Genomic DNA, 14,044 nt, shown 5'->3' with positions numbered 1-14,044 from the left:
TTATGGTGCGGTCAATGTCACCGTTATTGGCAGATTATCACCATTCGTATTGGTTAGTGTGAGTCTAGCCGTATCACCGGACACAGCATCGGCTCTAAAGTAGAAGTAAACCGCATCACCACTCACGCCACTTGTTTCGAGCATTGTCTCACTGTTAAGCAGAATTTTATCCGGATCCTGTATCTGGGTTATCTTCCACTCCCATATTCCCGGATTACCCGAAGTAAAAACAATCTTGCGACGTCGCATATTTCCGGTTCCATTATCGTTGCTGTCCAACTCTACGTTTGAGGTCAGCCACTCTCCGTCTTCTCTCCACTGGCTCAACAGTACATGGTGCTGCAGATTACCAGCATTGATATAAAAGCCTGTTTCCCGCTTAGTTCCGGTTCCTGAATTAAATTTGGGCATCACAACCTGGATATTATACGTATACACTCCTTCCGAAAGGGATATCTGAGTCATATTAACTGTCGGCCACGTATCCATGGTACTTTTGTTTAATGACGCCCCCGGCAGAAATCCTGTATCCGGATTAGCATCATAATTCGTTTTCACTTCTATATTGACAGTGACCCCATCACCAGCCGTCTGTACCTTGGTCTGCGATAATTTGAGATAATACTGTTTATCGAAAATTACATTCACCGGGCTTTCCGTCCATTCAAGTGGGGTAGCTGAAAGCTGATAGGTTTCGTTGGATATCGTAAGATTGTAGTTGATGTACTCGCCCGATTCCCAAGAATGCGGATTCTTGGCGAGAATATCACTGAACAGGAATTCCCGATCGCCAAAGTTGGTGGTAACAACGATTTTGGCGGTTGCGGAGAAAGCGTCAGTCGGCAACATGAGGAATGTATCACCTATCAAGGTGGCATTTTCAGTAACCGTTTTGTTACCGGTGGGAGTAGAAGCGACCTCCCCGGTGGCGACATCGCTCCAGACAAACTTCGGTTTGCCGTTTTTCGTCGTGGTAGTCGGAATTTCAGTCATCGCAAGGTTACCGCTTTTTCCTACATTCTGGAATTCTATTTTCTCGATAGTCACCTCATTCGGTACAGGAGCTACTTTCTTGAATGTAAAGGTAACCTTGGTCAATGTGTGGTAGAAGTGTATATTCACACCTTCAACCCATACAGGGCCCGATATAGCCGCCAATACATCGACATGATTGGCGGCAGATTCATTCGCTGTATAATTCAGCACCATTTCTCCGGGATCAATGAAACTCGCAGTAGGCGCATTCGCATCACTATACGGATACCAGGAGAAGAACTTCATGCTCGCATTCAACAATCCGGGCCAATATTGCAACGGCGAGATGGTGGCTGTCAGGTCGGCGTTAACCGTAGCACTTGCATTGAAGTATGATTGGGGAACAGAAGCATTGGGAGTCAGTGAGCCGTAAAGACCGAAAGTCTCTTCTTTCAGATCGGTATTCGAAGAGATTACCGTACCACGAGTGTAGACATAGCCGCCTTCACCGATACGTTGCACAACAATTAATTCCTTATCACACGTCATCTCTTCTCTGACACACGAAAAGAGGACAACCGAAAGGACAGCCATTGCCATAATCATCCTAATATTATTTATAGTCTTTATCATCTTACTTCTTTTCCGAAATTAAAAACAATCAGCGAAAGATATTACAAGTCCATATCCAAATCAATGTCTTGTCTTTCACCCCAATTTTCTACGCTTATCGTCAGTATCTGAATACCTATTTTTCCTACGCGTGCCGTTACCTGATACACGTTGTTCCGACGGATCTCCGTAAAAGGTTGCGCTGTCGGACTACCTGTGCCGTCAACCTTTGTTACGCTTTCAATTACTTTCCCGGTTATTCCGGTGACGTCCGAAGGCCCTTTTGGGACATTAGCCATACTGATAGACAGTCGGTCGGAATAATCCGACTTGAATAGGCGTTCGGCTGTGTAGAACGAGCAAAGCAACTTCCGGTTTTCAGCTCCGGGAGCCGATGAGTATGCCCAAGTTTCTGTAGTCGCAGCCGTCCAGCTATGCGTTAATAAATTGCTTTCCGACACGTCTTCCTTCACCTTTCCGTAGTTTTTTGAAGAGTCGGCGTTATCACGCGTGCCGTTGCCCACATTTCCCATCACGAAATAGCTATCGTGGGAGAAATTATGCAAGGTGACACTGGTGCTTCCGGCAGTATATCCGGTCACTGCCCCGCCGTCTATAGCTTCGATAAAGACATCTACCCGGGCTACGGCACGTTCGATCATCATTTGCACTGTTTTGGTTTCATCGGGTGCTATGGATATATCCCGGATCACTCCTGTCATAGGCATTCCGGTCGCCGAAATAATCTGCCCGTCATTATTCAGTATGCTGGAGATGTCGTAAATCATCTCTTGCAACGTCAAAAGATTAGCTATACCGTCAAGTTGGCTTGTGAGACTCTGCGGTTCGTTGGCAATAACTACGACCAGGATATCATTGCTGGAAGTCACTTCGAGAAGTTGCGCATCTATATCAGTAGCTGTCTCCGGAGTGCTCAACAGGATGTGTTCATTCACATCCAGCCTCACGCCACCGGGCGTGCTGCCGAATACGATAAACCGCATGGAGTTTATCTTCTCCTGTTGTTCCACATCCCCATTATTCACCAAATCGATGCTAAGTTGCGCCCGGGTAGTATGGGCAGGCAACTCATAAGCCACATCAGCTTCTCTACTGCATGAGAACAAAAGGATGGTGGATGCCAGATAAATGATATGTAATAGCTTTTTTCTCATTCTTAAACTTCCATCCCGTGGAGCCAATGAATCCAGGTCCCCACGACAATACCAATTTGAAGGAATCCTCCTCCGGGTTTTTCAACAACTGTAAATATCAGGTTCCATTCACTCTGCCTGTCAAGATACTCCTGAAAGGGAAGTTCCGTTCCGTCGTAACGGGAAACCGGCCGGGCAATGCTCAATAGTGTCATCAGATTGTAGCTCCAGACTTCGGCTTTGGTATTCGCATCCCTTATAATAAATTCATAATCCCATCCGCTCCTGTTGAGCAAACGCATCGTGTTCAGGCGTGCGGACATAACCACATCGGATATTTCACCCGGACCTGTATAGTAAGGCACATAAGTAATCGGCCCTTGTCCTGTGGGTTCGTTTTCCCAGGAATAAACCGCATTTTCCGGTGCCTGAATTTCAAATGTATATTGTGTGCCATCCACTTTATTTTCCTCATATCCCATTAGCGCGAGATTAAACCGATTGGTGTCACGTATCAGGTTCACCGGATAAACTTTATGGTTGGTATTGGATGGCAGGTGATCCACTTCCACAACTTCTCCGAAGTAAAGATGCTGAAATTCGAAATTAACAACATCCGTCTCCCGCTTCAGGGATACAATGACTTGTTGGAGGGTGGTTGTTCCCGGCACTAGTTTATTACCTGTATTGTCCGAAAGCCGGAATCTGTCAGACAGACTTCCGACGGTCAGTACTTTATAACTTCCGAAATCGAGCTCGTCGGTCAACGACATCCGGCTTCCACCAACCAGCGCAGCAACCTCGGCACTTTTGGTGAAAAGCAATTTATCATCGCTGTCGAACACAAGTACATCCACCGATTTAACCTGCGGATTAAATGCATCCGCATATTCCATATTGTAGTCGAAATACAAATTCCAACCAAAGCTCGCACCGTGGCAGGTCTTCGCGTATACTGTCGCACGAAGCCATACATAGCATCGAAGCAACGATAAGGAACAGCGATTTAGTTTTTCCGAACATATCTTTTCTTTTAGGGGGCAACCCTATCGGTTTGCCATTTTATATTGTCAGAGATCTCTATTTTGTGACCTCCGGTTATTTCCTCTTTTTGGGGCGCGCTTTGCATTTCATTGCATCTCGGATGCGCCGGTATATTTCAGTGCTGTTTTTGGGAAGCCTGTCACCGACTTGTTTTTACTTTTTTCGGCGGTCTGTTCCGTACGGAATATCTATTTTAAAAGTACAGGGCAGGCAGTCCGCACTGCCCTGTTTTCTTTGAAAGTAAAGAATTTATTTAGATTTCGAAATTTGTAGTCCAGTATATCCACGGAGCAACTTTAATCTCAAAATGGAGATAGGCACCTTTCTTATCGATATCTTCTTCTTCATCCGGATCTTCGGGACCACCACCAGGATACCACGGTGTACCGTTACCATTCACCTTTGTCAGCGTAAGCGTATAATAGTTATTACGTACTACACCGTATTTCCCATACTCCATGTAAGAGTTAGCTGCATTGTCATGACGAATCTCATAGTAGTAATAGTTGAGACTCTTTGGATACCAATAGATGCAACCTTCTTTTTTACACAGTTCACCACCATTCTGAATGTTGTTGTCGTCAAGAATAGCCTGCGTAAGGGATGCAAAATCACCCGGATCATTGGCGGTAAGTTCAGATTTTATCTGAGTATAGAACAGTTCGCATGCCGAAACTAAAAGTTTCTCCTGGGCGGTCATAGGGTCTGAGGCTGTTTCTTTAGCTTTGGCAGGCGTATAAGCAGCCAGCAAGTCGGCAAAACTCTTGAAGTTTACAGAGTTAGTTCCATTAGGAAGACGATACCAGTCATTTCCTAAAGTAAATTCACCAGACTTCCAAGGTGCATACTGTCCCTTAAGTACCAGACGCGTAGCCGCACCGAACTTCTGATATCCTGCGGCCATCGTATTCTCGATACAGTATTTGTAATTATCACCTGCAGTCGCACTTTCAGCAACCCATTCCACCTTAGGTTCGCGAGTTGCAGCATCGAGTGTATTCTTAATAATGCCTGTAAGATATTCGGTTCCACCCGCAGTCGTAAAGTTCGGGTCGACTGTATAGAAGTTACTTTTGTAGAATCCGGTAGTATGAGACGATGCTGTGGTAGTCTTCTTTGCAAAAGGATAGAACAGAGAGTTATAATAGTCTATAGTCCAGTTTCCAAAATCAAACTGTCCAAGACTTGCATTTGTTCCATCTTCAAAAGGTCCTACTTCTAATGAACCGCCAATCATAACCTCCAACTTTGCAGCAAGGCGTTCTATCTCAAGGGTAGCCGGATTACTTTTCGCTGCATTCTGAGCTTGCGCTTCCGATTTATAGTCGCTGACCAAAACAATCTTATCCGATACATCGAGCAGACATTCATCCTCCCATGCATGATTGGATGGATCTGAATCGGAGTCATCGTAGAATCCAACATTAATCATTGCACAGCCTTTGGAATGTACAACCTCCTCTACCAGATAAGCATTGTTGGGCTTAGTATTGTTTTCAGGAACTGTAATCATTCCATTGATGGTAGTATAGGTTGCACCCGCTGAAAGATTATCCAAGCGATCCTTTAATTGGTAACCCGGATTGGCTATAACAAGCAAATACTTAGTATTCGGATCCACTTTAACCGGAGTATTCGGGGTCGTAACTCCATTATTTGTTCCAAAAGAACTTGATCCCAATACCGTGGCATACTTAGTTGCCTTTTCATCCTTAGTCACCACCTTACTCGCATTGAACGTAATCAAATAGAGCTCATTAATCGCGCTTTCCTCCTCTAAAGCCGTCTGTTCACCAGAAGCACGTGAACCAGGCACTTTGGGATTAGTCAGACTAATTGATACGTAAGCTACATCATAACCTGCTCCCCCTTCAACCTCCGGATTTTCCTCCAGATTCTCATTTGAACAACTTGCCAGTGCCGCAACAGCCAGCAACGAAACTAAAATTGATTTAATCTTTAGCATAATACAAAAAATTATTAGAATTAATACTTATATAATTTCCCACTTAATCAGTAAGTTTTACTTACCATTCTTTTTCATTTTAGCAGCATTAGCCTTCTTCCTGACTAATTCTTCCAGATTGCTCCTAGCTGCATCCAGACCTGACTGCTCTGCAAACTTCAAATACTTCTTCGATGATTCATAATCTCCCTTCATTAACATTAATATTCCCATAGCATTATTATATTCCGGCAAATTCTTATTCGAATTCACCATGTCCAGATAACGTTCAGCCGAAACCAATTCATTACGTGATAAAGCGGCAGTAGCAGCATTTATATTTGCAATCTCACTCTGCGGATACATCTGGACAGCCGTTTCGAACACATCAATAAATTCTTGCGAGCCTGTCGGATAGGTATTAGCTACCAAAAACATTTCATTCAAGCTCAAATTCTGCGGACGCGTCTTGATAATCTCTTTTGCTTCCTCCACACTAAAATCCCTCACTTCGTAATTCACTTTGCAGATAGCCACACGCAAACTTGGGAAAATATACTTCAACAAGTATCGGTAAGGCGTCCCTCCGTGAAGTTGCATCAGTTTTGTTTCTCTTCCTTTTTCAATAGGTATGTTCCTGATAATATCCAGCACTTCGTCTTTATATTCCAATTCGATTGTTTCAAGCGCCTTCTCCAGTCCGTCCCAGTTTTCACCTCCAAAGACAATGTAGTATTGGTTTCTCGGAAAATCGTATCTGCATGCCAGATAATCCCGGAGCGCCATGGCACGTCCTTCAGACAGACGTTTATTCGCTGCCAATGTTCCTTCCGGAGAAGCATAACCGATAATATCCAAACGGTTCACTTTCACATTCGGATCGGACTTCAGCTCATCGATCATCTTGCGGATTTTAGCCAGTTCCTGAGGGTTATTCATGTATTCGGGACGAATATTGACTTTATTCACCTCGAAATCCAGAAAACATTCCGTTTGAACATCCCGTTGTTTGATTTCTTCCGCTTTCGGTTGCAGATAAGCAAACTGAGGAGCCACTACGTAAGGCGTCCATACACGTTCCAACGTCACTTTGCCAAATTCCTCGATGTTCATTAATGCCATTTCGCCGCAACCACATTCGTCATGCTGCACGTCCAGACGCGCATCCTTCATCCATGATTCGAACGGAACCAGATATTGATACCGAATCGTATCATTTCTTAGTTTTCCGGCTTTTTCCACTATATATGGCTTCTCGTAGCTTCTCTTCTCCTTGGCGCTCATCAACGCAAGCTCACGCTCATACGCCAAATACTCGTCACGACCTTTAATAGAAACTTTCGGAAGATTCAGAGTGCACCCGGAAGTCACCAGCCGCGGAATTAAATCCATTCCCCGGGCAGATTTCACTTTCACATTATTCAAAACAAAATCTATATCGACATGAATAAAATCACCTTTCTGTTCCAACTGCACCGGATTCACGGTAATGCCACCTTCGTAAGAGCGGGATTGAGCCATAGCTGTGTTTATATTCAGGCTGCAAACCACCAACATACACACAAGGAAACCTATATTTCTTATCATCATACTCCTCATTATTTAATTACATAAATAAGTGACACACTTGCTTTGGTAGGTCCGAAATAATTTTTGCTGCTTTCCTTCAATCTCGTACCACAGGTAGCGCAAGGATACTTGTCATATACAATGTGCGCATATCCCACTCCGACAGACGTTTCTATACTCCAGCGTTTTTTCAGAATCCACGAATATCCTACGGAAAAGCCACCGCCATAAAGATATCCCTGATAACGCGTATGCTGCATATTGTCACTGATAAAAGACCAGTCGGGCCACCCTCCTACATTGAAATCGGCATAATGTCCGTGCATTCCGATAAACATACGGCGAAAACTCTCACAAAACCAGTAACGAACTTCGGGTTGTATCCCCCAATGACGGAGGCGTTTGCCGTCGGAAAGTTTCCACGGATTATAATTGACCGGAATGTCCAGCGTCCATTTACGCGCCAGTCCGATCTCCAACCCCAAATTCATGGTAGTGGTAGCATCATACAGCAGATTGCTTTTCAACGCAACCTTCTGGGCATAACCCTCGGAAATAGCACATCCGAGCATGAATAATATGGGTATAACAACTTTCTTCATTTATATCACATTTACTGTTATTTATTGCCCCAATTGAGTAACATCTATTTTTATGCGTTGCACATTACTGATGCCCGTTTTAACGGAAGACGCCATTGTTGTGAGATGTACGATTCCGTTTCTGGAATCCGCCTCTATATTGGGCAATACCTTAATATATATCTTACCGTCTTCAACGATAATGCGTTCTTCTCCTGTATGTTCCTCCGGCATTACGGAAGAATACAGACGGATCCAATTTTTAGCACTTTCATCCACTTCGCCCGTAAGGCAGAAATAATTGATTTCATGCACCTCCGAATTTGAATTTTCAGCAGGCATGAGCTGAAGCGTACTTCCCGCAGCAGGAACAGCTTTCCTTTGTCTAATATGAACTTCTTTTTCCAAATTTCCTGTTTTTAATGTTAGATACACATCATCCTGTCACCTGTTTCTCTTTGTCCTTCTTCATACTACATCAACCAGTCAGCCCCATCTGTTACCGATGTTATTACCAGACCAAGTCCCTTGATGTGCAGACAGGTATTGTTCTGAATGCCGGACTCATACATAATATAATTCATGGAGATTGATTCTTGAGTGTCACTATAAGAGAGAGAGCCAAGCCAAGGATTGCTCAACGGCATAATCAACAACTTGGCATATATATCCGCACAAGTTGTCACTTTCGGTGTTAATTGAAAGAGAGTGCCGATCACATTCGACCCCTGCACACACACACCACAGATAATAAAAAAATCAAATATAAAAAACTGATTGTAAGTTTTGTTATTTCTCTCATTAATTCTCTAATATACTTTCCTCTACTTCTTATATATTTCTCTTTTTGCTTTTCTCTCAGGACAATATTTTTGTCCAAATCTCATATTGCAAATTTCGGAATATTAAAGGAGATACAAAATTGTATTCATTTCTGTTACAGAGAATCAATTTAGAATAAAGGGACTAATTATGTAGGTAGCGAACAACAAGGTTACGAAATTCACAACAAAAATATTCAATATCCTCATTTCTTTCGATATGCGAACATTTTAAAATTCCCAAGTTTCTTTCATAAAAACTTGGACAATAGAGGAAAGTTATAGTTTTCCGTGTCATTTAGACACAACTTAGGCACAAATTAGACAAAAGAACTAGCTATTTTATACAACAAAATAAGCTAATAACTTGTATAATTTGTGCCTAAATGACAAAATACTCAATTTCTGTATATATATAACTATCAGATTATAAGGTTTTACGCTCAGTTTCCGTAGGTGCCACCTCATCAGGAATACTGAATTCGCGATTAGCAAACAGATCAGCAAGTCCTGAAATTTGTTTCAGACGTAACAATTCATCACGATCCATACCAATATTTTTCATTATCCATTGATCGGACATACCTGCCTTATCAAGCTCCGCAACAATGTTGCACATCAATTCAATGTTATGCATTCCACGCGCACGGTTGTGCCGGATTGTTGAACTCATACGGTTAGACAAGTCTTTGTCTATCACCACAATCGGCAACAAACCGTTTTCACGCTTATAGATTCGTTGGGAAGTCTTCAATACCGTATAGCGATGGTAACCATCCACCAGGATATAACGGTCTTCATCTTTATTGTAGTAACATACACATGGCATCGTAAAGCCATCTTCCCAAATAGAAAGTTCCAGCAACTTCATTTCAGGCGGTGCAACGACATTCGGATTATAATCGTTCGCATATACTTTTTCTACGGGCACCGCTTTTACCTCGTAAACAGGGCTTTTATCTACACTCATGATACTATGATTCTATATTGTTCCATAATTTGACTTCTCTTACTCATCTCCTCCTTTGTAGGTGAGAATCCCATATATTTGCAGGCATGGTCATTCTTAAGAATACAAACGCACATTCGCTTATACGTGGGTATTTCTTTGAATTCCGGAATGTCGATATCATCCTGATATTCCATACGTACCGGTTTTTTCAACGTTTTGTAGGTACTGTTGTCCATAACGATAATTGGTACTTTCGCATCAATCAGCTTTTGGATGGTGGCATCACTCAGGCATCCGCCTTTTGTCCGCCAGAAATTCACGCTCACTGAAAGTTTCCGTAGATAATTCTTCCTCGCCCGCTCCGGCAGAGTAGACAACAAAAAATACATAAACTCGCGCCATGTATATCCTTCGGGAAGTTTCACCGATTGCCATCCCATTGCATGAGTACCACCATACATACCGGTAAAGTTCACACCGTTCACCCTTCCCACCATTTTACCCCAGGTATTAGGATCAAGCACCCGGTAAAGCTGCAAACTCTCTTGTGCCTCATTAATAAAGGGACTTGCTACACGCTGACGCTCCAGATTGACTCCGGCACGATAATAAAGATCGTATAAAACATTATAATCCCACTGGAATTTTCCATTGGCAGTCCATACATCCGTTGTTTTCCAGTCATAAATAGGGTAGGCATTATAAATATCGTTCCCTACTTTTGAAGTCCATTTATATTTATGATACATCTGGAATTTACGGCTCATATAGATACATCTCCACCGATTGAAACTTTCCTGTGTACGAATCCCGATCAGACAACAAGTGCGCACTGCATCATTTTTATTATGTATCCATTGCGCAAAACGCATCTGAAATTCATAATCCCACATGGTTGTATTATAAAAAGGAAAATCTTCTTTGGTCATTGCCTTTTTCGGCATGGAACGAACCCATATATTCTTTTTGCTGTCTTCCCACGGACGCCAAAAAGATTGATACATCGAGGTGCAGGTAGCCACACGGAAAGGGATGCATACCCGGTATACATCCAAAATATCCTTATTGGCCTCCAGCATCCGGTCTACATAGTCAATGGTCATTTTATACTGGATCTCATAATCCATGTGAAAAACTCCCAAACGTACCTTCAGGTTATTCTTCCGGATATAATCGATACACATATTCAGCAGTACCCCGCTGTCTTTACCTCCGGAGAATGACACATATATATTATCAAATTCATTAAATATAACTTTCAGTCGTTCTTGTGCTAATTCATATACATTCTTTGTGCCTGCTATTTTCTTTTTCGTCATAAGTTATCTATACATTTTTACATACCGTGTCCATTTCTTGTCCATCGATACAAATTCAAACTTTTCAAATGTTTCTTTATCTTGTACCAGTGTGACCGAATTGAGCAACCAACTCTCGGGCCTAAATTCCGCAACGATAGCGGGCAACAGATGTGACAGGATTTCCTCCCGTACGGTGCCTTCTGCCTTCACATAATAATTATTGATTACAGCTTTCTTCCGGCTTTTCTGTTCCACGGGGACGAAGCCCACCACTTCTTTATCTTCAATCGCAATGAACCACACATACTCTTCGCCCGTCTTGAAAGGGTAATTATTGTTTGCGCGTATCACTTCGGGATCCATCACCATCGGCGCTAAAAGCCGATATAAGTGTTTGTCTTTTCCTTTTAATCGTATTATCTGTATCATATCATTCAAAAATGGACACACAAAAATAAGGAAAAAATATCAAATTCGTCATTTCTGTTCCTAAAACATTTGTTTTTCACACTATTATCTCTATATTTCGATATTTTTGAAATCACCCATACGCCATTCCTCTTTCACGTTTAAAGTAAGTCAGTATAGTTGCAAAGCTTAAATATTCCCGTCCAGGAGTATGCAACCGACTTTTAAACTGATAGTAGGCAAAGATGACTTCGCATGCCAATTTATATTTGAAATGCAGCTTTAAACGGTGCTGCAAAAACTCAAACACCCGGCAGAGATATGCAAACACCTCCTCCACCCTAGCATTTGGAATCACTCGTGGCGCACGATTTACATCCGCTATATGCTCCATCTCATTAAGCACATATTCCAGTTGCTCAATTTCCTCACCGGTGTTTTGCATTGTACACTTCATTTGTTCTATTTTCTCTCCCTGATGGATGTACTGTTTTCGCTTTCGTTGTAAACGATCTTTTATTATTTCTATTCCTTTCAACATTATAAAATTTAGTTATATATAAATGGTTTGATATTACTGATTATTAATCGACAAAACTGCCACATAAAATTTAATCTCAAATGCAAATATAGAAAAGATTGTTTAAATAATTAGATTTTTATTTAAAAATATTCATACTTATTTTACATTTAAATTACCAGCATCAGAAAAACGTTTTTTTCATCCAATGAAACGAGTCATTATTTTGCGGCGTACTAAAATATTTTAAACAATGGATAATCAATCTTTTGACTGGCTGCTTCACGGTTGCCACGTACTATCCGAGATGGCAGTGGCTTATTTTCCCAACTATCAGGATAACTGATATAGACGATACGCTGGCAAATGCCCATACCCTCCTCGACCGATTGGAAAATGAATGTGGTACTGCCGAACATCTCCGTTCCACGTCACAACTCATAGAGGACACTATAAGTTGATAGAGGCCCGCATGGCCAGCAACAAGAACAGTGCTACAGGACTGACTACTGGATTTGCCGACCTTGACCGGGTGACATGCGGCTGGCAACCCGGTGAGGAGATCGTTATTGCTGCCCGTCCTGCGGTAGGTAAAACAGCATTTGCACTGCATCTGGCACGTACTGCAGCTTCTGCCGGTTATCATATCGCTGTGTATATTTTCACATATACAATATTTTTCTTGATGAATAACTGACTATTACCATACATTACCGATGGCAGTATGGATTTAGAAGAACACACATTTGCAAGTCATCAAGAAAATCTTGAACCTGCAAGACAAGAAAGGAAGCGAAAATATGATTTGCATAAAATTTAAATAGTCTCTAACCAATAAGTCATCTTTATACAATGACGAGTTGTTTGACAAACTTCGTAGTTAGCAATACCGGAGCAACATTCACAATTACCTATGAATCAATTATTTACAACAACTCATTCATTTAAACAAAAATTGCCTGCTAAAAATTTAGACAAAATTTGGTCAAATATTCCTTTTTATTAATTAAAAAGGCTACAGTTTCACAAACTACTATTGGAATTCGGTCTCTTTTCCATATATTTGCGCCCGCATTTTTGATTTTCGAATGAACCTCCTTATTCAATTTACCAAAACTAGATAAAACGAATGGAAAAAATAAACGCAGTAATTACAGGAGTCGGAGGATATGTACCCGATTACATCTTGACCAATGATGAGATTTCCAAAATGGTAGATACTACCGACGAATGGATTATGGGGCGTATTGGTATTAAGGAAAGACGTATTTTGAAAGAGGAAGGACTGGGAACTTCTTACATAGCTCGTAAAGCTGTCAAACAGTTAATAAAACGCACCCGAACAAATCCGGATGATATTGATCTGATAATTGTAGCTACAACAACCCCTGACTACCGCTTTCCTTCCACGGCTTCTATTTTATGTGAAAGACTGGGACTGAAAAGAGCTTTTGCTTTTGACATGCAAGCTGTTTGCAGCGGTTTTTTATATGCACTGGAGACTGGAGCCAATTTTATCCGTTCTGGAAATTACAAGAAAGTGGTAGTTGTAGGCGCTGAAAAGATGTCGTCAATAATAAATTATGCCGACCGGGCAACTTGTCCGATTTTCGGTGATGGCGGAGCAGCTGTCATGCTTGAACCTACTACTGAAGATTTTGGCATTATGGATGCTGTGTTAAGAACAGATGGTAAAGGATTGCCTTTTTTGCACATTAAAGCGGGTGGCTCTATATGTACTCCTTCTTATTATACATTGGATAATCAAATGCATTATATCTATCAGGAAGGACGTACTGTATTCAAATATGCAGTATCCAACATGGCTGATGCCTGTGAATCTATCATTGCAAGAAACCATCTAAGCAAAGAAAACATCGACTGGGTAATTCCTCATCAGGCTAATCAACGTATTATCACCGCCGTAACACAACGTTTGGAAGTTCCTGTCGAAAAGGTCATGGTCAACATCGAACGATACGGTAACACTAGTGCCGGCACTCTCCCACTCTGCCTCTGGGATTTTGAAGATAAATTCAAAAAGGAGATAACCTAATTCTTACTGCATTTGGAGCAGGATTTGCATGGGGAGCCATCTATGTGAAATGGGGATATGATGGAAAAAAGAGATAGCGATTATTCGCTATCTTCAAAATAAAAAT

Annotated in this window: 12 protein-coding genes and 2 pseudogenes; 2 read left to right on the top strand and 12 right to left on the bottom strand. The window is 41.7% G+C overall.

Annotation, left to right across the window (positions count from 1 at the left end):
- From HMPREF9010_RS19615 to HMPREF9010_RS19660, 12 genes and pseudogenes are all read right to left on the bottom strand, one after another.
- On the bottom strand, positions 1 to 1,608 hold the full coding sequence (locus HMPREF9010_RS19615) for a fimbrillin family protein (protein ID WP_008647343.1): 1,608 nt from the start codon (positions 1,606 to 1,608) through the stop codon (positions 1 to 3).
- Between the two features lie 41 nt (positions 1,609 to 1,649).
- Complete coding sequence (locus HMPREF9010_RS19620) at positions 1,650 to 2,762, bottom strand: hypothetical protein (protein ID WP_008647342.1); 1,113 nt, start codon at positions 2,760 to 2,762, stop codon at positions 1,650 to 1,652.
- 2 nt (positions 2,763 to 2,764) lie between these two features.
- Positions 2,765 to 3,764, bottom strand: a pseudogene (locus HMPREF9010_RS0124080) (FimB/Mfa2 family fimbrial subunit).
- A 274-nt stretch (positions 3,765 to 4,038) separates the two neighbouring features.
- The gene (locus tag HMPREF9010_RS19625) at positions 4,039 to 5,751 is read right to left on the bottom strand and encodes an Mfa1 family fimbria major subunit (protein ID WP_004327265.1); all 1,713 of its coding nucleotides are present in this window, start codon (positions 5,749 to 5,751) and stop codon (positions 4,039 to 4,041) included.
- Between the two features lie 57 nt (positions 5,752 to 5,808).
- Entirely contained in the window at positions 5,809 to 7,320 is a 1,512-nt protein-coding gene (locus tag HMPREF9010_RS19630; RefSeq protein WP_008647338.1) for a DUF3868 domain-containing protein, read from the bottom strand.
- 8 nt (positions 7,321 to 7,328) lie between these two features.
- A complete protein-coding gene (locus HMPREF9010_RS19635; RefSeq protein ID WP_008647336.1) occupies positions 7,329 to 7,901 on the bottom strand; it encodes a DUF3575 domain-containing protein in 573 nt (190 codons plus the stop codon).
- Positions 7,902 to 7,922: 21 nt separating this feature from the next.
- Positions 7,923 to 8,288 carry a hypothetical protein gene (locus HMPREF9010_RS19640; RefSeq protein WP_008647334.1) on the bottom strand — a complete coding sequence of 122 codons (366 nt, stop codon included), beginning with the start codon at positions 8,286 to 8,288 and terminating at the stop codon, positions 7,923 to 7,925.
- A 65-nt stretch (positions 8,289 to 8,353) separates the two neighbouring features.
- Positions 8,354 to 8,614, bottom strand: coding sequence for a hypothetical protein (locus HMPREF9010_RS26460; protein ID WP_232284314.1), 261 nt, complete (start codon positions 8,612 to 8,614; stop codon positions 8,354 to 8,356).
- A gap of 514 nt (positions 8,615 to 9,128) precedes the next feature.
- Positions 9,129 to 9,671: an IbrB-like domain-containing protein gene (locus HMPREF9010_RS19645; protein ID WP_004300435.1), complete on the bottom strand. Its 543-nt coding sequence runs from the start codon at positions 9,669 to 9,671 to the stop codon at positions 9,129 to 9,131.
- Positions 9,668 to 10,972: a DUF3440 domain-containing protein gene (locus tag HMPREF9010_RS19650; RefSeq protein ID WP_008647330.1), complete on the bottom strand. Its 1,305-nt coding sequence runs from the start codon at positions 10,970 to 10,972 to the stop codon at positions 9,668 to 9,670. Before HMPREF9010_RS19650 ends, HMPREF9010_RS19645 begins: the two co-directional genes overlap by 4 nt.
- Positions 10,973 to 10,975: 3 nt before the next feature.
- Positions 10,976 to 11,383, bottom strand: coding sequence for a hypothetical protein (locus HMPREF9010_RS19655; protein ID WP_008647328.1), 408 nt, complete (start codon positions 11,381 to 11,383; stop codon positions 10,976 to 10,978).
- 112 nt (positions 11,384 to 11,495) lie between these two features.
- Complete coding sequence (locus HMPREF9010_RS19660) at positions 11,496 to 11,903, bottom strand: hypothetical protein (protein WP_004300432.1); 408 nt, start codon at positions 11,901 to 11,903, stop codon at positions 11,496 to 11,498.
- Positions 11,904 to 12,282: 379 nt separating this feature from the next.
- On the opposite strand from HMPREF9010_RS19660, the gene HMPREF9010_RS19665 reads away from it, so the two are divergent.
- Positions 12,283 to 12,579 carry a DnaB-like helicase C-terminal domain-containing protein gene (locus HMPREF9010_RS19665; protein ID WP_004318548.1) on the top strand — a complete coding sequence of 99 codons (297 nt, stop codon included), beginning with the start codon at positions 12,283 to 12,285 and terminating at the stop codon, positions 12,577 to 12,579.
- A gap of 432 nt (positions 12,580 to 13,011) precedes the next feature.
- A pseudogene (locus tag HMPREF9010_RS19670) lies at positions 13,012 to 14,015 on the top strand (beta-ketoacyl-ACP synthase III).
- Positions 14,016 to 14,044: the final 29 nt, after the last annotated feature.

Origin of the sequence: Bacteroides sp. 3_1_23, assembly GCF_000162555.1 — a bacterium.
Classification (GTDB): Bacteria; Bacteroidota; Bacteroidia; order Bacteroidales; family Bacteroidaceae; genus Bacteroides; species Bacteroides ovatus.
This window is presented reverse-complemented; position numbering and strand designations above follow the sequence as displayed.